Origin of the sequence: Shewanella algae, assembly GCF_009183365.2 — a bacterium.
Lineage (GTDB): Bacteria > Pseudomonadota > Gammaproteobacteria > Enterobacterales > Shewanellaceae > Shewanella > Shewanella algae.
Map to the genome: position 1 here is coordinate 3218154 of NZ_CP068230.1, position 25945 is coordinate 3244098.

At 54.7% G+C, this 25945-nt stretch carries 18 protein-coding genes; 7 read left to right on the top strand and 11 right to left on the bottom strand.

Annotated features, from left to right (window positions below):
- Positions 1–3: 3 nt before the first annotated feature.
- From cysQ to E1N14_RS14505, 6 genes are all read right to left on the bottom strand, one after another.
- Positions 4–765 (bottom strand): 3'(2'),5'-bisphosphate nucleotidase CysQ, encoded by a 762-nt coding sequence (gene cysQ, locus E1N14_RS14480; RefSeq protein ID WP_081782955.1) that lies wholly within the window; start codon positions 763–765, stop codon positions 4–6.
- 188 nt (positions 766–953) lie between these two features.
- A complete protein-coding gene (locus tag E1N14_RS14485) occupies positions 954–2213 on the bottom strand; it encodes an SDR family oxidoreductase (protein ID WP_062793925.1) in 1260 nt (419 codons plus the stop codon).
- A gap of 68 nt (positions 2214–2281) precedes the next feature.
- The gene (locus tag E1N14_RS14490; protein ID WP_025010914.1) at positions 2282–3043 is read right to left on the bottom strand and encodes a phosphatase; all 762 of its coding nucleotides are present in this window, start codon (positions 3041–3043) and stop codon (positions 2282–2284) included.
- A gap of 103 nt (positions 3044–3146) precedes the next feature.
- Positions 3147–3377 (bottom strand): hypothetical protein, encoded by a 231-nt coding sequence (locus tag E1N14_RS14495; RefSeq protein ID WP_025010915.1) that lies wholly within the window; start codon positions 3375–3377, stop codon positions 3147–3149.
- 105 nt (positions 3378–3482) lie between these two features.
- Positions 3483–4259 (bottom strand): nuclease-related domain-containing protein, encoded by a 777-nt coding sequence (locus E1N14_RS14500; RefSeq protein ID WP_025010916.1) that lies wholly within the window; start codon positions 4257–4259, stop codon positions 3483–3485.
- A 116-nt stretch (positions 4260–4375) separates the two neighbouring features.
- A complete protein-coding gene (locus E1N14_RS14505; RefSeq protein WP_025010917.1) occupies positions 4376–5599 on the bottom strand; it encodes a DEAD/DEAH box helicase in 1224 nt (407 codons plus the stop codon).
- 227 nt (positions 5600–5826) lie between these two features.
- On the opposite strand from E1N14_RS14505, the gene E1N14_RS14510 reads away from it, so the two are divergent.
- Positions 5827–8205 (top strand): Lon protease family protein, encoded by a 2379-nt coding sequence (locus tag E1N14_RS14510; RefSeq protein WP_025010918.1) that lies wholly within the window; start codon positions 5827–5829, stop codon positions 8203–8205.
- Between the two features lie 43 nt (positions 8206–8248).
- On the opposite strand, the gene E1N14_RS14515 is transcribed toward E1N14_RS14510, so the two are convergent.
- A complete protein-coding gene (locus E1N14_RS14515) occupies positions 8249–9202 on the bottom strand; it encodes a LysR substrate-binding domain-containing protein (protein ID WP_025010919.1) in 954 nt (317 codons plus the stop codon).
- Between the two features lie 117 nt (positions 9203–9319).
- Between E1N14_RS14515 and E1N14_RS14520 the strand changes: the two genes are divergently transcribed.
- From E1N14_RS14520 to E1N14_RS14530, 3 genes are all read left to right on the top strand, one after another.
- Complete coding sequence (locus E1N14_RS14520; RefSeq protein WP_082813143.1) at positions 9320–11107, top strand: flavocytochrome c; 1788 nt, start codon at positions 9320–9322, stop codon at positions 11105–11107.
- Between the two features lie 518 nt (positions 11108–11625).
- Positions 11626–13494 carry a methyl-accepting chemotaxis protein gene (locus E1N14_RS14525; RefSeq protein ID WP_025010920.1) on the top strand — a complete coding sequence of 623 codons (1869 nt, stop codon included), beginning with the start codon at positions 11626–11628 and terminating at the stop codon, positions 13492–13494.
- A 64-nt stretch (positions 13495–13558) separates the two neighbouring features.
- Positions 13559–14752 (top strand): porin, encoded by a 1194-nt coding sequence (locus E1N14_RS14530; protein WP_062793882.1) that lies wholly within the window; start codon positions 13559–13561, stop codon positions 14750–14752.
- Positions 14753–15053: 301 nt separating this feature from the next.
- Here E1N14_RS14530 and E1N14_RS14535 read toward each other — a convergent pair whose 3' ends face one another.
- Complete coding sequence (locus tag E1N14_RS14535; protein ID WP_062793883.1) at positions 15054–20003, bottom strand: S8 family serine peptidase; 4950 nt, start codon at positions 20001–20003, stop codon at positions 15054–15056.
- Between the two features lie 189 nt (positions 20004–20192).
- Here E1N14_RS14535 and E1N14_RS14540 point away from each other — a divergent pair, with 189 nt between their 5' ends.
- Entirely contained in the window at positions 20193–21131 is a 939-nt protein-coding gene (locus E1N14_RS14540) for a substrate-binding periplasmic protein (RefSeq protein WP_062793884.1), read from the top strand.
- Here E1N14_RS14540 and E1N14_RS14545 read toward each other — a convergent pair.
- Positions 21049–22092 (bottom strand): alkene reductase, encoded by a 1044-nt coding sequence (locus E1N14_RS14545; RefSeq protein WP_062793885.1) that lies wholly within the window; start codon positions 22090–22092, stop codon positions 21049–21051. The two genes, E1N14_RS14540 and E1N14_RS14545, sit on opposite strands and share 83 nt — an antisense overlap.
- A gap of 183 nt (positions 22093–22275) precedes the next feature.
- Between E1N14_RS14545 and E1N14_RS14550 the strand changes: the two genes are divergently transcribed.
- Positions 22276–22857 (top strand): TetR/AcrR family transcriptional regulator, encoded by a 582-nt coding sequence (locus tag E1N14_RS14550; RefSeq protein WP_025010924.1) that lies wholly within the window; start codon positions 22276–22278, stop codon positions 22855–22857.
- A 46-nt stretch (positions 22858–22903) separates the two neighbouring features.
- Here E1N14_RS14550 and E1N14_RS14555 read toward each other — a convergent pair whose 3' ends face one another.
- A complete protein-coding gene (locus E1N14_RS14555; protein WP_025010925.1) occupies positions 22904–24478 on the bottom strand; it encodes a methyl-accepting chemotaxis protein in 1575 nt (524 codons plus the stop codon).
- A 263-nt stretch (positions 24479–24741) separates the two neighbouring features.
- Between E1N14_RS14555 and E1N14_RS14560 the strand changes: the two genes are divergently transcribed.
- Positions 24742–25464, top strand: a complete 723-nt coding sequence (locus tag E1N14_RS14560) for a YebC/PmpR family DNA-binding transcriptional regulator (RefSeq protein ID WP_025010927.1) — start codon at positions 24742–24744, stop codon at positions 25462–25464.
- 74 nt (positions 25465–25538) lie between these two features.
- On the opposite strand, the gene hpf is transcribed toward E1N14_RS14560, so the two are convergent.
- Positions 25539–25895, bottom strand: a complete 357-nt coding sequence (hpf, locus tag E1N14_RS14565) for a ribosome hibernation-promoting factor, HPF/YfiA family (RefSeq protein ID WP_025010928.1) — start codon at positions 25893–25895, stop codon at positions 25539–25541.
- Between the last annotated feature and the right edge of the window lie 50 nt (positions 25896–25945).

Genomic DNA, 25945 nt, shown 5'->3' on the forward strand with positions numbered 1-25945 from the left:
GCTTCAATCGCAAGGCCAATCGGCACTGTATGCGATAAACCAAGGATTGAGGATAGTTTCTTTTTGGTTATATTTTAAGTTGTTGCCGGCTGGATATTCCAAAACTCGGCCACCGGCACTCTCAAGCACGGCCTGAGCCGCCGCCGTGTCCCATTCACTGGTAGGGCCCAATCTGGGGTAGATATCCGCCTTGCCCTCAGCGAGCAGGCAGAATTTGAGTGATGAGCCGACACTCTTCATTTCGTGCTCGCCAAACTGCTGCAGATACTCGCCAAGCCCCGGGCTCGAGTGCGAGCGACTGCCGACAATCACAGGGATCTGGCGCTTAACCCCGGCCCTGGCATTCAATTCCACACGCTGGTACCCAGTCGCATTTGGGGTCTCACGCCAGGCACCGAGTCCCAGCGCGCCCAAATAGCACACGGCTGTGGCGGGCACATAGACAACACCGGCGACCGCCTGGCCTCGGTGAATAAGCGCAATGTTGACGGTAAATTCGCCGTTACCCTTAATAAACTCCTTGGTGCCATCGAGAGGGTCGATAAGCCAATAGGTTTCCCAGCCCCGCCGCTGCGCCCAGGGGATATCCGCCGCTTCTTCCGACATCTGTGGCCAGGTTGGAAACTCACGCGCCAGCGCCTGTTGCAACACGGCGTGACTGGCAAGATCGGCAGCCGTGACCGGACTGTCATCGGCCTTGCGCTCAATCGCCAGTTCGCCGCCCTGATAATACTGCATTATCGCCTCACCGGCGGCGCGGGCCATCTCGGCCAAAAGTGTCAGCTGCTTGGCATCAAGCAAGGTCTTGGGGGGATTATTCGACAAGGTTTCATCCTTTGGATCAACAAGATAGTTTATTATGCCAGCCACCCGGCTTTGGCGGGTATAACCTTTAGCTACTGATTATAATCTACAGCCGGTTTTGCCTTACTTTTCATCCTGTTTAAGCCCATTCAATCCAAGGAAGGTGCACCAAGCCCCGAAAACATCAGCGCCAGCTGCGCCTGCCAGGTAAGCCAGATGGGTGACGGATAATCTTTTGGCAAATAGCAGCGAAATGCCGAAGGCATGGCCGCCATGGCATCTTTGAGAGCGCTTGAGTCGAGCGTCGAATACGCCGGGCGCGGCGCCTGTGCTCGATTCAATATGGCGCCGTATTCTGCTGTGCTGACAGGCGTTATCCGGCACCTTGGCGTGATTGGCGCCGGGTTTGCTGGTGAATGTAATGCAGCTTGAGAATGCAATGCAGCTTGAGATTGCAACGCGGTTTGAGATGGCGACGCGGTTTGCAATGGCACCGCCGCCTGAGAGCTTGGCGCAGAATTGCACTGCTGCTTGGCGATTTGCTCGGCTATCTCTTTGGTGAAAAGATACCAGCTGCACTGCCCCGTTGCCGCGTAATGAAAGCAGCCGCTCAGCACCGCGGACTTCTCTGGCTTAAGATGAAACCAGATGAGCAACTGCCAGATAAGCCGCGCCAACGCCTCGGCCCAGGTTGGCGTGCCGACCTGATCCGCCACCACCTTGAGCTCGGGGCGCTCGGTCAGCAATCGCCGCATGGTCAACACAAAGTTGCTGCCAAAACGGCTGTAAAGCCAAGAGGTTCTCAGCACCAGGGCGCCGGGATTGGCCGTAAGCAAGCGCTGCTCGCCGGCGAGCTTGCTCTGACCGTACAGGCTCAAAGGCTCGCAAACATCGCTCTCGGTCAAGGCTCTGGGCGCATTCCCGAGCATATTGGTAGCTGCATTTCCAGAAACGTTTCCGAGTTCATTCCCCAAATCATTCCCGAAGACATAGTCGCTCGAAATATGGATAAGCCAAGCACCCTGTTGCCGGCACCAGAGGGCCAAACGCTCCGGCGCCTCGGCATTAAGCGCCATGGCGGCAGCCATATCCTGCTCGGCCGCATCCACGGCGTTGTAGGCGGCGCAGTTGATTATCACATCGGCATTGATTTCACTGAGCCGCTCGGGCAAATGTGCTGAGGTTAAATCCAGTTGCTGATGCCCGAGCGCCACAATTTCAATTGCGCTGCCAGGTGCTATAGCACTGCGGGGTTCTACAACACTGCCGGGCACCAGGCTTGCCTCAGGTATCTCCATTCGCAGCCTGGAAGGCGAAAACTCGGGCAACCAAGGCAAATTCGCCAGCAGTGCCTTTCCGAGCTGGCCATGAGCGCCGGTGATCAATATTCGGGTAGTCTTGGCTTTCACGATTCGGGATTCATGGCTAATCAGTTGATGGATTTTGTGGCTCGTATCCTTAAGGCAGGCGAACCAGGTTAGCCCGCGGCCGCCTCACTCTTAAAGTAGTCGATTAACTCACCAAGCGTCTTGTGGCCTCGCTGCTGCAGGAAATTCAGCAGCGCCAATGGTTCGCGATTGAGCAGCCTATCTCTTGGATAACCGGCGGCATCCACTATCTCAAGCGCCAGCGGGAACTCCCCCAGACTGAAGGCAACATGGGAATCTGATCCCATCACCAACTGGGCGTCGAATCGTTTCGCCAGTTTGGCAATATTGAGGCAGCTGTCTTCACTGCCCTTGCGGGAGCAGGCAAAAGAGGAGTTATTGATCTCCAGCGCCACATTATGCTCGGCGGCGGTGCGGACAATCAGCTCCTGATCCAATGGATATTTGGGGTTGCCTGGGTGGGTAATGATATCGACCTTGCCGCTGCGAATGCAGTTCAGCAGCGCTTGGGTGTGGCTGTCACTGTCGGCGGGAGGGAATACCGGCTCGTGAAACCCGGCCTGCACCAAGTCCAGTTCCTCCAGGAACTCACCAAAGAAGTCGATTTCCCCCTCCAGATTGGTAATATTGGCTTCAATTCCGCGCAATATCCCCACGCCATCGACTATCCGCGGCAATACCCTGAGATTCACGAAATGCCAGAAATGCGGCGCATCGGCCATCGCCGGGCCATGATCTGTGGTGGCAAACAAACGGATCCCTTTCTGCTTGGCGACTGCCAGGTAATCATGGATCGTGCTGTAGGCGTGAGTAGAGGCAACTGTGTGGGTATGGGTATCGACTGCGAACATGGCTCCCCCAGGAGACTGTTTCTTGAAAACCGGGCCACTAGCTTAGCGCAACTGACCCACTTTGGCGAATGAACCCAATAGCGAGCCGCATCTCAGTAATGATTTACAAACTGGGTTCAATACGGCGACTCTTGAGCCTGGCGATATGCCTTTCCCTTGCCTCTACTGTGGATGCCTCACTGGCTTGCTGCAAGCAGAGTTCGAATTGCATCAACTCATCTTGGGTAAACAGTGTTTGCCGAAATCCCTGCAGATAATCATCCAATTGCGCCAACTGGATAACATTTTGCGGAACGGCGGTCTTGAAACTGGCTCTGGGGCCGAAAACAACCAAAGACCTTATTCCCCGGTTCGTCCCCAGAATATGGGCAACGGCCAGGCAGTGTTTGTAGTTTTGATGCAGCGGATTCTGGAACCGGCACTTGCTGCGATAAAGATGTTACACCCAGTGCTTTGAATAGGGGTCGGCAAAAATCCAGCCGCTGTAATCCTTACTCTCGATAACCAAGATCCCGTTGACAGTTAGCAGCAACAGATCTATTTCTGTCTCATCCCCGTCGGCGGTCTGCAATAGTATATTTCGATATAACTTGAAATAACCGCCAACCAAGGTTTCCCGAATACACTGCGCTATCGCCTCTTCCCCGTTTTCACCCAGAGAATTTTCCCGCTTTCGCCGCCAAAAGGGAAATCCCAATATCCCAGCGGCCAGCAACAAGGCTACCAAAAACCACTTGAGTTCCAAGCTGAGTAATATCTGAGGGTTTCCCGCAACAGGCACTTCAACCCGCTGGGGATGAGCGCTGGAATAATTAACCCTAGGCTCGGCATAGGATGCCGTTTTCCGCTCGGGAGGCGCGGCATTGGTTATCGAACCACTGATATTAAGCGGAGCCTTATCCGAAATGATGGGTGATTGACAATGACGTTGCAGGTTACGGGACAATTCAAAGTATCTGGCCGAGTCAGGGTTTCGCTCCCCCATCTCGTGGCGAATAAGCAGGCAGGTTGCCTGGGTGTATTGCTCATAAGCTTCAGCAGATCCAGAAAGCACACCGGCTGGAGAACTGCTCTCTGTTATTAACAGACTGCCGCTGCCGCCATCTTGGGCCTCGATGGTAGAGGCTGCAACTTCCTGTGCAATAGCCACTTTCGGTGCAATAGTGGCAAAGCTCAGACAGATCCCGAGTACGACTGTTATCCAATACGCTTTCACCCATAAATCCTTTTCATGGCCAATGCCGACTCAGGCAACACTGTTGATGTTCTACCTATTCAGAGTTTGCCAGAAAGGCGCAGTGATACAAGTAATCCCCTGTTATTTATCGCTTGTTATCTTTTACCAAGCGCTCTCTTGCGGGCACGTTGCTTTTGGGCGGCTTTACTCTGGTTTCTCGGTGCGTCAAAACTGCGGTTGAGATCCGGCTCAAACCCGGGCAGCCATTCTCTGGGGAGGCGTCTGTCGAGCATAGCTTCCAGCTCTTCGAGGAGGCGCTCGTCGTCACGACTGAATAGGGTGATGGCGAGCCCTTCCATGCCGGCGCGGCCGGTGCGGCCAATGCGGTGCACATAATCTTCGCGCTTGAACGGCAGCTCCAGATTGATAACGCAAGGCAAGGCCGCTACATCCAGGCCTCTGGCGGCAACATCTGTGGCCACCAGTAAACGGCATTCACCCGCCTTGAACGCCTGATAGGTCTGCTCGCGCTGAGCCTGACTCAGATCTGAGTGCAGCGCACTGGCGGCCAAGCCCTCGGCACTGAGCTCACAGACCAGTTTGTCGGCCCCCTCCTTGGTGCGGCTGAACAGCAACACCTGACGCCAGTCGTGCCGGCGACAAAGGGCGGCAACGGCGGCGGCCTTACGCTCGCTATCGAGCTCAATCAATCGCTCCTTGATACTGCTACCCTGCTCTGATGCTTGCAGCTCCAACACTTTGGGAGACTGCAGCAAAATCTTGGCCAGACGCCAGATGTTGTCGTTGAAGGTGGCGGAAAACAGCAGAGTCTGGCGCTGTTTGGCCATCTTTTTCATCAGCGCCGAGATCTCATCTTCAAACCCCATATCCAACATGCGGTCGGCCTCATCAAACACCAGGATCTCAACCTTATCCAGCCTGAGACTGCGCTTTTTAAGGTGATCCAGCAGGCGCCCGGGCGTGGCGACCAAGATATCGACGCCATCCTTGAAGTTCTTTAGCTGCCCATCGAGTGGCACACCGCCATAGGCAATGGCAATCTTCAGCTCGCAGCCCTTGGCATAGCTTTTAATGTTATCGAAAACCTGCTGCGCCAACTCCCGGGTAGGCACCAGCACCAGAGCCTTGGGCGCTGCGGGTTTTACTGCTCTCTCAGTCGTGGCGGGCATTAAACGCGCCAGCAACGGCAAGGCAAAGGCGGCGGTTTTCCCTGTGCCCGTCTGTGCCTGCACCAGGAGATCGCTGCCGGCGAGCACCAAAGGAATGGCCTCTGCCTGCACTTGGGTTGCCTTGCTAAAACCCAGTCCGGCCAGATTGGTCAGTAGCGGTTCGGGCAGAGAAAAAGCGGCAAATTCCATGGCGAGTCCTTCAAAGATAAAGCTTAGGGCAAACCGCCATTATACCCTGCTACCCGGTGCCGGATAGGTGTTATCCCTGCGTTCGGGCAGCAAACGTTACTTACGGGTGAAAAATTAACCGCCCGAGAGACTTATTCGGCTTGACGTTTGCTTTAGGCTGCAGCGCATCTTATTGTCATAAAAAGCAGTTTTACTTTTCTCTGCCCTATTTGAACAAGGAAGCGCCCATGGCCGTCACCAGCTTAGATGCCAGTCAGGTATACCGTCCCGCCAATCTCGACAATCTGGGAGATGAGGTCAAGTCTACCCGCGAACTGGAGCCGCTGGATGACATCATAGGTCAGGAGCGGGCTCAGAGTGCGGTGGAATTTGCCATGTCCATCAAGGAAAAGGGGTACAACATCTATGCCATAGGCCAAAATGGTCTGGGCAAACGCACCATGATGTTGCGTTATCTCAAGCGCCATGAATTTACCGACAAGACACTTAACGACTGGTGTTATGTGGCCAACTTCGACCAGACCCGTACCCCCAAGGTGCTCAAATTGCCCGCCGGCAAGGGCGTCACTTTCAAGAAAGAGATGGAAAAACTGGTTCTCAGGCTGGTCAAGGCGCTGCCGTTGGCGTTTGACAACGAGATGTATTACCGCCGCGCCGACAAGCTTAAGAGTCAGTTGGCGCAAAAACAGGAAGCGGCGCTGCTGGCTCTGAGCGAAGAAGCCAAGGGGATGAAAATAAGCCTCTCCATCAACACTCAGGGCGAGTATCAGTTGATGGCGCTGAACGGCGAAGAGCCGCATACCGAGGAAACCTATCACGCCCTGCCAGAAACCGAGCAGCAGCTGTTTGAACAGAATATCAAACACTTGGAATCGCGCCTAAGGGGCATTATTCGCCAATTGACCGAATGGGAAGAGGAGTTCAGCACCAAGCAGCAGGAGCACGATGAACAGGTGGCCCGCGAAGTACTGAGCCATTTTTTCAAGCCGCTCAAGGATGAATACCGCAGCCTGCCGGAGATCCGCTCTTTTCTGACGGCGATGCAGAAAGATATGCTCGGCAATCTGGATATCTTCCTCGAGGAGAGTGAAGACCAACTGGCGCTGGCCTATGCCTCGCTGGAAAAGAAAATGCCCAGGCGTTATCAGGTCAACCTGCTGGTGGGTCAAGAGGAGCAGAAATTCCCTGTGGTGGTAGAGGAAAACCCCACCTATCACGGCCTGTTTGGTTATGTGGAAAACGCCACTTACCGCGGCACCGTCTTTACTGACTTTTCGCTGATCCGCCCCGGCAGCCTGCACAAGGCCAATGGCGGGGTGCTGCTGATGGATGCGGTCAAGGTGCTGGAGCGGCCCTATGTTTGGGACGGACTCAAACGGGCCCTGCGTTCCCGCAGTCTGGATCTCAGCTCGCTGGAGCGTGAAGTCTCCCTGTCCGGCACAGTTTCACTGGCGCCGGAGCCTATCCCTCTGGATGTCAAAATCGTGCTCTTCGGTGACAACCAGACCTACCAGTTACTGCAGCATTATGATCCCGACTTCAGCGAGCTGTTTCGGGTGACGGCCGACTTTGAAGATGTGATGCCAAGAAGTCCGAAGGCCGAATGTTTCTATGCCAGATTTATCTCCTCGATAGTGCACGATAACCAGATGTTGCACTGCGATCGCAGCGCCATTGCGCGGATAATCGAATTCAGCTCGCGCCAAGCCGATGACCAAACCCAACTGTCACTGCACTCGGCCAATATCGCCAATCTGCTGCGGGAGACCCACTACTGCGCAAAGGCGGCCAACGCCCGCAGTATTCGCCTCGCCCATGTAGAGCAGGCTCTGGCGCAGCAGGAGCAAAGGGTATCGCGCCTCAGGGATCAACTGATGCAGAGCTTTCACAAGGGCACCACCCTGATTGATGTGCACGGCAAAGTCTGCGGCCAGGTCAACGCCCTGTCGGTTATCGCCACCACAGATCATCAGTTTGGCCTGCCCAACCGTATCAGCGCGACCACAGCCTTTGGCAAGGGCGAAGTGTTGGACATTGAACACAAGGTGCGCCTCGGCGGCCGTATTCACTCCAAGGGAGTGTGGATCCTCTCGGCCTATATCAAAACCCTGTTGGGACGCGAGGCCGATATTCCGCTGACCACCTCCCTGACCTTCGAGCAATCTTATTCCGGGGTCGATGGCGACAGTGCCTCCATGGCCGAATGCTGCGCCATTATCTCTGCAATCGCCCAGGTTCCCCTGCGCCAGGATATCGCCATCACAGGCTCAATGAACCAGTTCGGTGAAGCCCAGCCCATAGGCGGGGTCAATGAAAAGATTGAAGGCTTTTTCGATGTCTGTGCCATCAAGGGGCGCAGACATACCCAAGGGGTGATCATTCCCGCGGCCAACGCCCACAACCTGATGCTGAAAAAGCCTGTGGTGGACGCCATCAGCAAGGGCAAGTTCCATATCTGGGCGGTCGAGCATGTGACCGAGGCGATGGCATTGCTGTGCGATATGGAAACCGGCAAGGCCGACAAGCGCGGTCATTACCCGAATGGCAGTTTACTGGGGCTGGCCTCGGCCAGGCTGTCAGCTTTAAAAGCCAAAGATAAAGCGTAATCCAACGCTAAAGTAAGCAGCGCCGCTCAAGGGCGGCGTTTGATTATCCCAAAGGGGTTGAACACCCTAACCGCTGCCGACCTGTGCTGACGGAAGAACGCTCCGGGATACGTTTTACCTCTTCCAGAATAGACTGATAAATCAGCGCAGTAGATTCATGCTGCATCCGCTCGAAGGTGCTGACCAGATGATATGAAGGCGATTTGTGCTCAGGCATGCGGATCTCAAACGGGATCACCAAACGCTGTTTCTCCAGCTCCTTTTCCACCAGCAAGCGGTTGACATAGGCAATTCCCGCGCCCAAGACCGCGGCTTCTATGGCCTGAACTGAATTTTGAAATACCAGCCTCGACTGTTGTGCCCGCCGTTCAATGCCAAAGTACTGTAATACTATATCCCACTGTACCAATCTATTATTGGTATATATCAAGGTCATATTATCGACAGCATTTTGTGTTAAAGAATCATAATTAACCGCACAGTATTCAGGGTGACAAACGGTAACCATTTCTTCATCAAAGAGATGAACGGAATAATAATTATCCCAGGAGTCATAACCGTATCTAATAGCCAGATCCAGACCAGTACTTCCAAAGTCAAGATATTCCAGGGTATCGATAAACTCGATACTGATCCCCTTATGATAAATATGACTCTGGCTCATTCTTGGCAATAGCCAGTTTTTCAGCAGTGACGGCGGCACAGCTACTTTCAATGAGGGGCTATGTCCCTGCACCCCAAGGTCTATGGTGGCTTCTTCCATATTTTGTAGAATAATCGCGACTCTGGCGAAATATTTTCGGCCGCAGTGAGTGAGCTCCAATTGCCTGTGACTACGGTCAAACAATTCTTTACCGACAAAGTTTTCCAATGCGGCGATTTGGTGACTGATTGCGCCCGGCGTCACATTCAGTTCAACCGCTGCCAATTTAAAACTCTTGAGTCTTGCGGCCGCTTCAAAACAAATCACCGCCTTCATTGGTGGAATTATTCTCATATTTTCTCTTAACACTTTAGTTTTTTTAACGTCACAGACGAAAACGATTGGTTTGATAACTCACCCATGCATTAACAATATTATCAAGGCATAACAAAACCATGTGTGAGGATATTCATGAAAAGAATAATGTTATTGGCCGGTACTGCATTTCTGTATACCGGCATGGTACCTGCTGCGGGTCTGGCCGAGCACCATATCAAACAGGCGGGCGCCGATTGTCAGTCCTGCCACAGTCGGCCCATAGAGGTAAAAGACAACGAGGCTCGGGAAAACCAGGCTTGTATCAGTTGCCACGGCTCGCTGCAGGAGTTGGCTCAGCAGGCAAAGCAACCGCTTTCGCCCCACCACAGTCATCTTATTGACCTGTCCTGCACCAGTTGCCACTCGGGCCACAAGGAGCCTGTGATGGTGTGTCAGACCTGCCATGACAGCTTCAAGAGCAGTTTTCATATTCCCTTCTCCGCGAGCGATAAGGTAGCGGATACCTATGTCTTCCCCGAAGTATCTCAGCAAGCCATAGACAAGGCGCTGGCCGCAGGTCCGGTGGAACGGCATGAGCTTCTGGTCATTGGCGCCGGCGCCGCCGGACACGCCGCCGCCGTATCGGCCCGCCAGCACGGTATCAAAGATGTGGTATTACTTGAGAAACAACCTTACATAGGTGGCAATGGCATGCTGGCCGCCGGTGGCATGGCTTCGGCAGAGACCCTGACCCAGGCGTTTCGTGGTTATCAGGACAGCAAGGCGCTCTGGTATCAGGACACAATGAAGGGTGGCCACCAGCTCAACAACCCGGATCTGGTGCATACCCTAGTCAACAACGGCAGTGCCGGTATCGACTGGTTGATGGCCTTGGGCGCAGATATGACTTCTGCGGCCAGTGCCGGTGGCCACAGTGCCGAACGTCTGCACCGGCCCAGCGGCGGTGCCAAGTCCGGCCCGGAAATCATCAATACCTTGAAAAATGCGGCCGAAAAACTCGGGGTTGAAACCCGCACCAACAGCAAGGTGATACGCTTGGTTGAAGATAAACAAGGCAAAATCACCGGAGTATTGGTGCAAGGCAAGCACACTGGAGTGCATCTATTGGCGGCCAAGGCCGTGGTGATCGCCTCCGGCGGCTTTGCCCGCAACAATGCCTTGGTCGCCAAATACAGACCGGATCTCAAGGGCGTGGACTCTACCAATAACCCGGGCAATGTCGGCGATGCACTCACCTTTGCCACCGCCATTGGCGTGGATACTGTGGATGTCGACCAAATCCAGGCCTTCCCCACAGCAGCAGCCGGTAAAATGGTTATTTCAGGCACAGCACGCGGCGCCGGAGCCATATTGCTGAACCGCGATGGGGCCAGATTCTGTGACGAGATGGGCCCCAGGGACAAAGTCTCCGAGTGCATCTGGGCTCAACCTGGAAAAGACGCCTGGCTGGTATTTGATGAAACCGTGTTTGAACGTCTGGGGCAACTGCGGGGCATGCTGGAGCTGGGTATCATCTACAAAGCCGCCGACGCCAAAGAGCTGGCAGCCAAAACCCAAATGAATGCCGAAGCGGCGGCAGCCGCCGTCAAACGCTATAACGGTTTTCAGGCCAGTGGCAAGGACAGCGATTTTGGCCGCAAGAATATGGCCGACGATCTGCATTTCCCACTCTATGCCGTGCAGGTTAAGCCTGCGGTTCACCACACTATGGGCGGCCTTAAAATCGCCACTGACACCCGGGCATTGAATAAAGATGGCAAGCCTATTGCCGGCCTTTATGCCGCCGGTGAAGTAACAGGTGGCGTCCACGGTGCCAATCGGCTGGCGGGTAATGCGATAGCCGATACCATAGTATTTGGTCGCATAGCCGGTGAAAATGTCGCCGAATTTATCAAACAAACGGCAACCGATAACCAGTAATCTGTGCCGCTCCTAGGGAAGATGCGAATAAGTCCTCGTGGCCTTCTCTTTTGTAGAGAGTGGCTTGCACAGCAATTGGCGTTCAAGGCATCTGACTGAAGGCATGCCGGGGCCTGTCGAAGTCGGATAACGCAGAAAGCTGGTTGCTGTGAAAGCCCGAAGGGCGTGGCTTACAAGCCTGCCTGCTGTGCTTCTTGCAAAGGACTAAGGCCATTTGCTGCGAACCACGCCTTGCATCCAGGCCTGTAAGCCGACGCAGAGCACGCATGGGACTTGTTCTCACCTTCCCTTATATGCGCAAGGGGCGTTGTTTAAGCCATATTTCCAGCAGCCCCAGTTAGAATATGGCGCAGGAAAGCCTTATTGGTTCACATTTATTAAACATCCTTAGTTAAAACCCCTCGGCTTGCACTATTCTTGTTAAACAAATGTACTAGATTGTCCCGGTCGCAATGGCCGCTGGGTAGATTTATGTCTATATATTTATGGGATACGTCAACATTATCAGAGGATAAACAATGAAGTTCAGCCATAAGATTGTCGCCGCCTCCTCTGCATTGCTTTTGGTAACAGTTGCACTGCTTTCCACCAAGCAATACTTTGCGGTACAGGAACAGATGCAGGCTCAGGTAGGAGCCAGCGTGACCGAAATCATGGATGGACTCAAAAACACGGTTTCTTCTGAGCTGGACTCGCGCAAGAAACTGGCCGCTTATTCAACCAGTATGTTGGAAACCGATCTTTCGCCCGCACATATCCGCGATGTGATCACCCGTCCAGTAATAAAAAACAGCTTCCTTCTGGTCGGCTTCGGTTATGAAAGCGATGGCTCGAACATCAACAACAATCCCGCCTGGGATCCCGGAGCCGGTTGGGACCCCAGGGTGCGCCCCTGGTACAAGGACGCCAAACAAGCCGACGCTTTGATTATCACAGCGCCCTATGCCGACTCGGCGTCAGGGGAAATCCTGGTTTCCATCGCCACTCCGGTCAAAGACAGCGGCCGTTTTATCGGCGCCATTTTTTATGATGTCAGCCTGGTCGGCTTGGCCGAGTTGGTCAATCAAGTCAAACTCTTCAATGCCGGCTATGTGTTTATCGTCTCGGGCGATGGCACCACCATAGCCCACCCCAAGTCAGAGCTGAACGGCAAACCCATGAGCAACTTCCTGCCCAAGGTGGCGTTAAGTGAAGATCCGCAGCAGGTAATACTGGACGGTAAACCTTATACCCTGGATTTTGCCAAGGTCAGTGGTGAGAACTGGTACGTCGGTGCCCTGCTGGATGAAGATATCGCCTATGCCGCCGTCAGCGAACTGCGCAACAGCTCTGTCCTTTACGCCATTATTGCCGTCATAGTCAGCATCACACTGCTGCTGATGCTGATCAAAACACTGATGCGGCCTCTGGAAACCCTTAACAAGGCGATTCAAGATGTCGCCTCGGGCGAAGGGGATCTGACCCAGAGACTGGATACGGACACTGACGCCGAATTCTCGGCACTGGCATCTGGCTTCAACAGCTTTACCGCCAGTCTGCAACAGCTCATCACCCAGTCCAAGGCCATAGGGCAGCAGATATTGCAGAGTTCTGAAATGACCTCGGCCGAGCTGCAGCAATCCACAGACGCCATGAAATCCCAGTTGCATGAGCTGGAACAGTTGGCCACCGCCATGCACGAAATGGCCACCACCTCGTCGGATGTTGCCCGTAATGCCCAGGGTGCCGCCACCGCAGCCAAAGACGCCGATAGCGCCACCAGTGTCGGCACTCAGGTGGTCAGCGCCACCACAGATGCAATCAATGCCCTGTCAGAGCGGATTGATATGGCAGTGCAAGAGGTCAAAGAGCTGGAAACCGCCACCAGCAATATCGCGACGATTCTGAGTGTTATCAATGATATTGCCGATCAAACCAATCTGCTTGCACTCAACGCCGCCATTGAGGCCGCCAGAGCCGGTGATTCGGGCCGAGGTTTTGCCGTGGTGGCTGATGAAGTGCGCACTCTGGCACAGCGCACCCAGGAATCCACCACAGAAATTCGCGCCATGATAGAGCAGTTGCAGGCCGGATCCCGCGCCGTGGCCGACGTGATGAATCAAAGTAAGGACACCACCCAGGAAGCGGTTACCAAAGCAGAAGGTGCCAATGAGGCGCTGAACCGTATCCGCGATGCCATTCAGCAGATCACCGATATGAATCTGCAAATCGCCTCGGCCGCCGAAGAGCAGAGCCTGGTGGCCGAAGAGATCAATAACAACACGGTCAGGATCAAGGATCTGTCGGTGCAGGTATCGGATTCGGCGACACAGGCCAACTCAGCCATGCATACCCAAACCGAACAGGTACGGCAGCAGGACGCCATACTCAACAAGTTTATTGTCTGAAACCGCCAGTGCGCCCAGGTAACAAGCCCGGGCGCACCGTATCCACAGCTACCGGAGAGTCGATATGAAAGGCAAACTCCTGATATTGAGCGCCTGTCTGCTGCCGCTGCTGGCAAATGCCGAAAACAGCAGCCAAGAGCAACGCATCAAGGCATTGGAACAAAGAGTCATGGAACTGGAGCAGCTACTGCAAGCCCAGCTGCAACAATCCGGCACTCACTCGCCAATGATGGCCCATGACACAAGCCAAACCTCTGCATCGTCGCAACAAGCCGGCAAGCCTGAGCCTGCCGCCAGTCAAACGATGCAGGATAAGGCTCCTTCGATGACCTCCTCCCTTGGCGCCAGCCAATTCACTCTGTACGGCTCGCTGCGCCCAACACTGGAATACAGGGATCGCGGCAAAGATCAGTGGGACATAGGCGATGCACTGTCGCGAATTGGAGTCAAGGCAGAAACCGAGTTTCTTCCCGGCTGGCGTGCTCTGGCGCAAGGGGAATGGAAAATCCGTATCGATGATAATGGCCGCTTCGGTGAGGCGAGACTGGCGTTTGCCGGAGTCGACTCGCCATACGGCAAGCTGACTCTGGGGCGGCAACGCCCGGTGCAATATACCCTGGTGGCGGAATACACTGACATTTTCAACAATGCCAACAGCCCCTTTGGCTACAATCAGGAAAGCCCCTTCTTTGTCGACAACGCTTTAATTTATCAAGTTAACATTGAGCTTTTCACCCTGATGGCTTCGGCAGTATTTGATGACAGCGAATACAATAGCGGTGCCGATATCATCAACCTGGGTGCGGGATTCGATTGGCAGCAGCTGCATCTGGGGCTGACCTGGCTGGCCCAGGATAAATATGCCGGCGATATCAAGCAGGGTGACGAGCAGGTGTGGGGCGCGGTAGCAGCCTATACCTGGCACAACGGCATCTATGCCGCCGCCAGTTACCAACGCAAGGAGTATGACTTTGTCAGTGCTAACAATCGAGATGGCGATACCTTTGATGGCGCGCTGGCACTGCCGCTTGGCAAGGACTACAAACTCAAGCTGGGTTACTTCTGGTTTAAAGATGGCATAGAAGATTTCAGCAGCCTGGACTATGACGGTTACAACCTGACACTGGAATGGCAGCCGCTGAATAATGTACGTTTACACCTTGAATATCTGGCGCAAAACTATGACAACCGAGAGGATGAGTCGATAGTGGCTGCCGGTATCCGCTACGACTTCGATCTCAATTGGCGTCTTCCTTAGGGAAGGTGCCTATAAGTCCTCGTGGCCTTCTCTTTTGTAGAGAGTGACTTACACAACAATTGGTGTTCAAGGCTTCTGACTGAAGGCATGCCGGGGCCTGTCGAAGTCAATCTGTATCAATCGTGATGATTAGCCCTGTAAATAACCGCTTTGAATGAGCCCTGGCAATAAAAATCCCCGCTGATGCAACCTGCGGGGATTTTTTATCTGCCCTGTTACCCGTTTGGGGCACCTGGCCCAAGTGATAACCCGGACTCAGGTTTGGCTTTGGATCTAGCTTTGGCTTTTGTTTAGCTCAGTCTCAGCGCTTGCGCCGTAACAAGCCAAGAGACAATAGCGCCAGCACACTCCAGCCGAGCGAACCACCCGAGTCTGACTCCTCCAGCGGCGGCTCTGGAGGGCTCACAGGGGCAACCCCGTCGGACTCCACCTTCAGCATAAAGCTGGTGCTGGCGGCATCGCCACTGTTGAGGCTATCACGCACAGTTACCGTGACCAGAGTTTCACCGTGAAAATCTGCCTCGGGGATCAGGTTGAAGCTGTCACCGTCAATCTCGGCGCTGATGTGTTCACCACTGACCTCCAACAGATTCGGCACTTTATCGGCATCGACATAGGTCACGGCAATACCGTCTATACGGCCATTTTCGGCAACACTCATGTCACTGAGTAGCGCCAGCTGGATATTGCCTTTAACCGCAATCTGATGGCTCAAAGTGCCCGGCTCGCCGCCTTCGAGATCGTAATTAAGCGTTATGGCAAGCGCCTTCCCGGTAGCCCCGGGTTGAATCGCCGCCTTGAAGCTCAGCTCGACCCGGCTCTGCTCAGGCCCTGTGTAATCAAAGCAGATCACCAGATCATCCTTAAGCAAGGTATCCAGGTTATCGAAGCCCAGCATCTCATAAAGATAGCCATTCTTCGGCCCCGCGTCCCCAGACCAGGTACTGTCAAAGCCTTCGACAAACACAGCCCCGTCGGCCACATCGGCCCCCAGGTTCTGGTAGGCATAGATGATCTCGTACATGCCGGGATGATCGTCGATACCGCTGCGCAGTATGGTCTGGAAGTCAAACTCCTGGCCTGTCTGGCGGTCGGTAACATTATCAAACTCGAGGAACAACAAGTCCCCCAGGTCCGGACGCTCTTCCTTGTCCTGAGTGGCTATGGTCAGGCCCCAAGGCTCTTCCCAATGGCGGCGGTACTTCATCTCAAAACTGCCACGCCAGAAGGGGGCCAGCGCCTCATACAGAAAACCCGGGCCGCGGTGCGCGCCCATATACCAGTAGGCAGTGTTAAACTGCAACGCGCCCACAGTATGCATCCGCATATAACCGGCATTGGCCTGGTTGTATACCTTGAACTCGGCGCCCTCTTTATAGAACAGCCAATCGATAGGCACATCGACACTGACTTGAGAGTCGCCGGCCAACCAGTCGGCGTTGGGCTGCATACCAAACTCGCCGAAGAGATCTATGTAGCCACCGGTGGAGTACTCATCAATCATAGGCGTGCGACACATGGCATCGTTGAGGTTGGTACTGACCTTGTACTGCCGCTCCACCAGGCGGGTGCTGGGCTGCAGGCCAGTCAGCGTCAGGCCGCTTTCATCGGCAACAATCGCTTCGGCAACCGCTGGATTATTGCTCTTGATGGTCGCCGGTGCCAAACGCATGCCTTCGGGTAACTTGAGCTGCAACTCATAGTTACGATCGCGGGATTCCAGGTTGGCCGCCAGTTTAACGGTAACATCCACCACATCTTCGCTCAGCGCCTTGTCCTGACTGACTGACCAGCTGACGGCATCCTCGCCGCGGCGGATATTGAGGGCACTGAAACCGAAAGAACCTTCAGCGCCTGGGCCGGCACCGAGATCCATACCGCCATAGAAGACATCCCCTTGCTTGGCATCGGGAATATTCCAGTTGAGGGTCAACTGATAGTCACCATTGCCATCATGCGACGCCGGACCATCCAGGCTCAACATACCGAAATCGTCATCGGCCATGATCACCGCATGGCCGGTCACAGCTTCCACTTCCCCCTTGCCATAGGCCATGGCGGTGGCAAACCAATAGGTACCGGGGGCCGGGTTTTCCAGACTACAGAGGTTGTGCTCGGCTTGGCTGGAAGAGAAACACACCAGCTCGGCATCGTATTCTGCCTTGAGCGCCCTGTCATCCTGCTCCATCTCCTCTTGCGAAGGGATAAAGCCGTTATTGCCGTTGGCATCCCGCCCCAGGATCACAAAGGGGAACACCCCTGAATAACGGGGGTTCATCTCCTCAAGCGTGCTGGTGCGCTTGGCGCTCTGCACTTCCACCACCAAACGCTTGGCGCCTTCGGGAACCGTGACGGTTTGAATATCCCAGCCCTTCTCTATGTATTCCAGATCAAGGAATGGCGCCACTGCTTCCAGAGTGGCAGTTTTTAGCTCAGGCTGCACCGGGCCGTAGAAACGAGGCGTCAGTTGAGCATAGGCCGAGGTATTCATCTTCAGGGTTTCACTGCCCTGAGCCCGGCTGATATCCAGGTCCATGGATACCGGCATCTGATCAGCCTTACTGGCCACGACTACCGGCATATGCAACTCAGGGGAAGTGCCTGACGCTTCAGTGAGTCTGAGCTCACCGTTGAAGAAGGCGTCCTTGTTTTGTACCTGCTGCCAAGGCGCTCCCGGCTCACCCGGATTGACGTTGGACTCAATCAACGGCGGCACTTTGGCCTTGATCACCAGAGTCTGACTTTCGCCCTTGACCAGGGTAAAGTTCTCGGGAGAAACACTGAGCTCAAAGCCCTGCTCCTTACCCAAAGCCTCGGCACTCCAACTGCCGTCGCGGGTGGCTGTAACTGTGCGCATCCAGCTGCAACTTTGCTCACAGGCCATTTCCACCATGGAAGGCAAGTTGAGCCAGTTGACTATCCCACCGTTCTCCGGATTGGCATTGCGGTAATTTTCTATGGTCTCATCCATCACCAGGCCGGTATTGGCCGCACGGGCAACATTAATGGCGCCGGCGCCGGCCATAAAGTGATAGAAAGGCTCCAGCAACTCATAACCTGTGTTGAGATACACAGGCCCGGCAGTCATCATCAGCGCCGACTGCACTTCGGCCGGGGTCCACTCGGGATGCAGCTGCATCAGCAGTGTCATGGCACCTGTCACATGAGGCGCCGCCATTGAGGTGCCGCTCATAAAGGTCCAGTCGGAGGCATCCGGCGCACCGGTAAAGGGTTGATCATCGGCGTTGGCAGCGTAAATCTGTACCCCGGGAGCGCTGAGATCCGGCACCAAGGTGTTGTTGGTACGGCTCGGGCCCATTGAGCTGAAAGGCGCCAGATTATTGGCCAGGGCATCATCAAACAGATACTCGTTGCTGAAGTCCGAGATAGTCGCTATGGCCGTGCCGGGATCACTGTATCTGACCCAGTTTTTCAGCTTGTATCGGTCGCTCTGCTTTACCTGGATCCCAGGGATCACAAAGCTATCGGCCACCAGATTGTCGACCTGATAGTCCACGTTTTGCAGAATAAAACCACCGGCGCCGCCAGCCGCCACATTCTTGGCCTTGTCCACTCTGGGAATGTCACCACGCTCACAGATGACTATCTGGTCATCGCGGAAGGTTCCGGCGGGGAAAGGTACGTTACAGGAGGCGGCGTTGAAATCATCGCTGGGGTCAGGGTCGGCATAGTTTTCAGCCAGCACCACCTCACCAGTAATGCCGCCGGAGAAGCTCTTGCCCACAATAGGCTCGGACGGGCGATAGCGTTCGTTACCGCCGAAATTGTCGATATGCTTGTTACCGGCTTCCAGCACCCTGTCGTGGGTGGTGGCGCCAACTGTCGTCACCCAGGGAGAGCTGTGATCCGCACTCCAATAAGCACCGGCATTACCGGCGGCGACAGCCACAGAAATTCCCGCCTCACGGGCGGCCAGAAACGCCAACTCCATAGGGTCGGCCCAGGGCAAAGATTCGGCGCCACCGATGGAGAAGTTTATCGCATCTACCCCGTCGGCAATGGCATCTTCAAAGGCGGCCAGAATCGCCGACTCGGGACAACCGGCATAGGGATCACCACCGTTGCCGGGCCAACACACCTGGTAAGAGATGATATGCGCCCGCGGCGCTACACCGCTGGTAGCCGGGAAGTTAAAGGGCACATTGACCCCATCACTGGTGGCATCACCGGTTGCAGCCTGCAAAGGCGTATTGTCCAGATGGTTACCAGCTACTGTGCTGGCAGTGTGGGAGCCATGGCCGTTATAGTCCTCACCATTGGCCGGGCGCAACATGACAGGTGTGCCCCAGGGGTTGGCCTGAAATTCCGGCGCCCCGTAAACATCTGTGATCTCGGGGTAGGAATGTACCCCCACCAGTTTGTTGTTACACAACTCAGGGCTGTCGATACAATCACCGGTAAACTTGTTGCTGCCGAGCGGGTTCAAACGCACATAGTCTTGATCCTCGGCAAAGGCCGGGTGATCTGTGTTAACCCCGGTATCTATGATCCCGACCAGCATACCTTCACCCTTGGCGGCCAGGCCTGTACTCGGGTCCTGGCCGAGCCAGATCCGATCGGCGCCGATAAACTCAGGCCCTCTGTCGGTACGCAGTTGGAAAATGCGGTTGGGGGTTATCCGTTTGACGCCACTCTGGCGGGCAAGAATTTTGGCATCTTCCTGAGTCATCTCTACCACCATGGCATTACTGGCAATGGTGAAGCGCTGTTTCAACTGTAGATTGGCACCGGCCTGACGGGCGCGATTTACGAAACTGTCCTGACGCTTTTCCAGGAAACGGCTGTAAGCCCTGGCATCAGTCGTATTGACACTGACCCGACCTTTGGCGATCAGCGAGCGATTTTTCGGTGCCTTGGTGGCCGCCAGCCCGGAAATACTGCCGTCATAGGTTGCCAGAGGTTCTTCGTTAAGCTGCACTATATAGCTCTGAACGCCACTGACAGATGGATCCGGCTGAAATATCTGTTCCGGCGTCCGCTGGCGCAATACCTGGTTGAGCACACCCGGCTGACCGGCATAGATGTCGCCTTCAAGGCTCGCCTTACGAGCCTTGTCTGCCGCCAACACCTGTTCTTTGGTAAAACTCGGCTGATAGAAATTGCCTTTGCCCACGGGTTGCATCTGAACCTGGGCGGTGGCGCTCATCATGCCCCCGAAATAGAGCGCGGTCAGACTGGCCAGCGCCGTCTGCCGGAACCGCGTTCCAAGCTGATTATTTGTTATAGTCATAGGTCCTCTTTAAGACTCTTGCTTTCAATTACGCAGAAAATCTGCCCTCCAGATATAACAAACAAAAACAAACAATTTCGTAGCATTTGGTAACGTTGCAATTACATGCGGATTTATGGGATGCTGACGACACCTGCAGCTTTCTTTCAGCACTTTTGGGTTCCAAGCCTCTGATATGAAGGGTCAAATATGAAACTGACTTGGGTATTTGCTCTGCTGTTTCTGCTACAGCCATGGCTGGCTTGCGCCAACTGTAATCCAGCATCCCCTTCGACTTCTGAACCGGCGGTACCGCTACATCTGACACTGACCAATGATCCCTGGCCCCCTTTTATTGAGGCCGATGGCAAAGCCGGTTTGGCACTGGAAATAGTTCAGAGCGCGCTGGCGGTTCACTGTTATCGCTTGCAGGTGGAGTTAAAGCCCTGGGCCCGGGCACTGAGGTCGGTAAAAGAGGCCAAAACCGATCTGCTGCTGGCCACCTGGCATACGCCGGAGCGAGAGCAAGTGCTGCTGTTTTCCGAGCCTTATCTGCAAAATCGCCAGCGTTTCATCAAGCGCCGTGGCGATCCCTTTGAATACACAGATCTCGACAGCCTCAAGGGGAAAAGAATCGGCGTGGTACGCGGATACAGCTATCAAACCGGTTTTCGCGCCGCGAGCGATTTTATTCGCGTGCCCAACAACAGTCTGGAGTCCAATCTGAAGATGTTGGCAGTGGGTCGTCTGGATTTGACTCTGGAGGATGAGATTGTCGCCACAGATACATTCTGGCGTCTGCAACAGGAAGATAGCTTCGACTTTACCGGTCCGCCACTGGATATCCGCAACCTGCACCTGAGCACCAGTCGCCTTCATCCCCATGGCGCTAAGTTGATTGCCGAGTTCAATCAAGGGCTGGAGACAATCAAAAAAAACGGCGAGTATGCCAAAATACTCGCCAAATATGGGGCAATTCTACAAGGACGCCAGGCGCCGCCAATACTGCATCTCGATGGCGCCATGGCTAAGCGGGTTAAGGGTACTCTGGCCGGGATGCCCTGTTTCAGTCGAGAGTGGCCAACATCTCATCCGAGTAATCCTGCAGGCTCTCGCCGCTGCGAACCTTGGCGATATAGTCAGGGTTAGCAATAAAGGGGCGGCCTATGGCGACCAGATCAAAACGCCCGGCAGCAATCGCCTCGGCGGCCGTTTCCGGGCTGTAACCACCCACACCCACCAGATTTCCCTGGTAGTGGCGGCGCATGTAGTCCGATACCCGGCCATCGAGGAAGTCGAAGCGCATGTTGTCGTCAAACATGCCCTCGTGCAGATAGGCCAATCGGCGGGAGCCAAGCTCGGCGAGCAGATAATCAAACACCTGGCGGTCACGGGGATCGGCACTCATATTAAAGTATGCCCCGGGTGACAAACGCAGCGCCGTGCGATCTGCACCTATGGCGGCTATGGTGGCATCCACCACTTCCAGGGCAAAGCGGCTCATGTTTTCAGGCGTTTGACCGTACTCATCTTCACGTCGGTTGCTGTCGTAATGCAGGAACTGATCGATGAGATAACCGTTGGCACCGTGGATCTCCACACCATCGAAACCGGCCTCAATGGCGTTTTCTGCCGCCTTGGCGTAATCACGCACCAGTTCAGCAATCTCGGCCTTGCTGGCCGCCTTTGGAGTTTGGTAGCTCAGCTCGCGCATTCTCGGCACTGTACCTTCAACGCCCACGGCTGATGGTGCCAACACATGTTCACCATTAAAGAAGTGCGGATGCGCGACCCTGCCTGTGTGCCACAGCTGGGCAAAAATCTTGCCGCCCTTTTCATGCACGGCATCTGTCACCCGGCGCCAACCGGCAATCTGAGCCTGGGTAAAGAGCCCAGGAGTGTTGGGGTAGCCCTGCCCATCCGGGCGAATGATGGTGGCTTCACTGATGATCAGCCCAGCCTCGGCGCGGCGGGCGTAGTAAGCCAACATGGCATCTATCGGCACCAAATCGGCATCGGCCATACAACGGGTGAGCGGCGCCATCATAAAGCGGTTATTGAGTGTGATGCTGTCATTGAGACGATACTGTTCAAACAAGTTCTGGTACATGGTTCCTGCCCTTGGCGAGTTAACGGCTCAGTCACTGGCATTCGCCTTATTCAGAGCCTGAGGAGCTGAGCCCCTATTTGAATGTTCGTTCAAGATAAAGATTGTTGAATGATCATTCAAGACTTTTTTGAACAAATATTCAAATTGCAGTAAACTCGGCGCATCAAAGTGGGAAATCATCTTATGAGAAACGCCGAATTCGATCGCGAGAAAGTGCTGCGCAGCGCCATGAATGCCTTTATGGCCAAGGGTTACAGCAAGACGAGTATGCAGGATCTGACCCGGGCAACCGGCTTGCATCCGGGGTCTATCTATTGTGCCTTCGACAATAAGCACGGGCTGTTTCTGGCAGCGATTGACCAGTACCACGCCGATCGCGAGCAGCAGCTACAGGGCTTTTTCCCGGCCGAGGGTTCACGGCTCGAATGCCTGCGGCGTTATCTGGACAACATAGTCAGCGAGTGCCTCAGCTGTGATGCCAGCCAGGCCTGCCTTTTGGTCAAAGCCTTGAGCGAAGTGGGTGAGCAAGATCTGGCTGTACAACAGAGAGTGAGCCAACATCTACAGCAATGGCAAACGGCGTTGCAGCAGATACTGCAGCAGGCCCAGGTGCAAGGTGAACTGGCCGCCGATAAAGATCCAGCGCAGCTGACCCGGTTTCTGATGATGGGTATTTATGGCCTGCGCACTTATGCCCATACTCATCCGAGCGCCGATGAACTCAGTGCCCTGGCCACAGAGCTGTATGAGCATCTGAGTCTCTGAGCCGGCCGCAAGCCTTGAGCGCCCAAGACGCCTACGCACAGCAGCATCACTGGGCCTTGAAGCCTATCCGAAAGCCACCCCAGTGTTTGCCCTTAACATAGATGGGCACAGAGAGATCGTGCATCACCTCACCCGTGTCACGCTTATAGGTCTGCAGCAGCACCGGCTCTGTGTGCTGGCCGCAGCGGATCCCAGTTGGGTCGTTGAACAATCTCTTGGTGCGGTTTTGCAGCATATCCCGCTCCCTATCACCGGTCAACGGCTGGCAAAAACGCTGATTGTGAGTCGGAAAGTAGCCCTTCTTATCGACCGCACCGGCGTAAATCACCTCCCGGTGACGCTCCAGTATCGGCTCCTGCAAGGCCGGAAAGTGCTTGTCGGTAAAACCGTCAAAGGCGGTGTTGTATTTGGGTGGCTCTGTCGCCGCTATCGGCCGATATTGCGGCGAAAACAACTGCTGCTCAGTAAACTTGCCTTCCGCCAACCCTTGCTCCAACGCTTGGCCGCAAGCCTTGGCGGCCTGCTGCGCTTCTTTGAGAATAAGCTGATCGAAACTGCCGGTATCCCAATGCGAAAGCGCCCGGAACATTCCCTCTGTGGTCTGCGACAGCCCAAAGGCCTGACGGGAGATCTGCTCGCTGCGACGACCTGTATCTGTCAGCGACTCGCTGATATGGGTAATAGCATTGGAAATATCCGCCGTAGTGCCGCGATATTCACGCAACGCGGCCTCAATCTGCTCCAACGCCTGCGCCGAGTCCTCGACACCCGAAGCGATACTGTCAAACCTCTGCTCCAGTGAATTCATGGCATCCACGGCGCCGGCGGTTTGGCTAACCACCTGATTCATTAGCTGTGAGGTGCCGTCGGTCAGCTCTCTAATCTGGGTCAACATGGCGGCAATGTTCTGGGTAGCCTCTGCGGTCTTGGCCGCCAGACTGCGCACTTCATCGGCCACCACGGCAAAGCCTCTACCCGCCTCTCCGGCCCTGGCGGCTTCAATGGCGGCATTGAGCGCCAACAGATTGGTCTGGGCGGCAACACTGTCAATCACTTCGGTGATTTTGCCTATGGCATCGGCCTGCGCCTTGAGTTGCCCCACGCCGGAGGCGGCCTTGTCGACATCCAGGCTCAAGGCTTCAACCGCACGAAAACCACTGGCGGCATACTGGCGCCCTTCAATGCTGACACTGCGGGATGCCTTTGCCTGATTGAGCACCACTTCGGCATGTTCGCTCAAAGCCACGGTGGTATGACTCAGCTGACTGGCCGCCACGGCAATTTGCCCGGCTTGCTGACCGCTGGAGTCCAGAGTGAACTTGAGTTGGTCAACAAAGTGAGACACTTCGGCAGCGCCGATAGCGATACGACTGGCATCCTGGCCCAGTTGCTGCGCCGCCTTTTCATCACCTGCGCCCTCACCGGATGTCTGCTTGGCGCCTTGGACCGCAGGGCGGGAAGCCCAGCGCAGCGCCAATACAGGGCCTATAAGCGCAAGACTCCATCCAAGCAGTGAAAGCAATAGATTGTCGGCACTTAAAGCCAACTGAGCGCAACCCAGCGCCAGCGCGCCGAGCAGCAACCCCGCCAGCATAGGCAAAATACGGTTTTCCTCAGACATGCAGCCTCCCTTCCTATCCTTATTGTTGGTTTGTGCCAAACAAGGGATCCTTGAGTTTTTCAGCATAACCCAAAGCACGGCGCTCTGCCGAATTGGACATAAGTCTATAGTGAGGTAATGAGATTCTGCGGCGGGAGACGGTAAGCATGATCAGGCGTGGCTTCACACTGCCGGCAGCCCAGCGGGCGGACAGGTGCATTTAGTGCGGGAAAGCTGCTAGAATCTGCCACTCTTTTTCAACGCATTGATGAGACATTGCAAAGATGGGCAGAGCATATCAAAACCGCAAGGAATCCATGGCCAAGACGGCCGCACAGAAGACCAAGGTCTACTCCCGTTACGGTAAAGAGATCTACGTGTGTGCCAAGGGTGGCGGTGTCGATCCCGACGGTAACCTGGCACTGCGGCGCCTGATTGAACGCGCCAAGAAAGATCAGGTGCCGGCACACGTTATTGACCGGGCTATCGACAAGGCCAAAGGTGGTGGCGGTGAAGACTATGATACTGCCCGCTATGAAGGTTTCGGCCCGGGTAACTGCATGGTGATTGTCGACTGTCTGACCGACAACGGCAAGCGCACCTTCACCGAGGTTCGTCAGGCATTTGTGAAGAATGATGCCAAGCTGGGTGGTCCAGGCACTGTGGCCCACATGTTCGATCACCAGGCGGTATTTGTCTTCCCCGGTGAAGATGATGAAGTGGTGCTCGAGGCCCTGATGATGGCCGATGTCGATGTTGCCGATGTCGAGTTGGAAGACGGCATGATCAGTGTCTACGCCCCCAACACCGAATTCTACAAGGCCAAGACGGCATTGCTGGAAGCCTTCCCCGAAGTCAACTTTGAGATGGAAGAGATCACTTTCGTACCACAGAACATGGTGGAAGTGTCCGGTGAAGATGTCGCCCAGTTCGACAAGTTTATTGCCGCACTGGAAGACTGTGATGACGTGCAAAATGTCTATCACAACGCCGAGATCATCGAATAAGACCAAGGTTTTGAAACATAAAAAGGGACCAGATGGTCCCTTTTTATTTCTACGTAAATGTTAATGCACTTGAATTAACGCAGTTCCATTTCCTGGATAATCTCGTGGGCAATTTCCGGGGTGGTCACCTCGGGTTTTTCATGAAGATCGGCCTTGAGTTGCCCCTTTCTGTGCTTGAGCGCCGCTTCCAGTTTTTTGCCTGCTTCGGCGATGGCCGGATACATGACTTCGTTCTTGCCGGAGGCCGCGACTGCCACCCCCTCGTAATTGGTTCGAATATCAACCTGATGTACGCCATGCTCTTTGGCAATGATGATATCCAAGCCTAACAGGCTGGGGAAATGCTTGGCGATTTTGGAAAACTTCTCTTCGATATGGCTACGTACTGCTGCTGTGACTTCAACATGATGACCTGAAAGCTGAATTTTCATAGGTTTTCCTTTTTTCTGCTGATTCACTTATAGAGCTTGGGGCTTTCAGC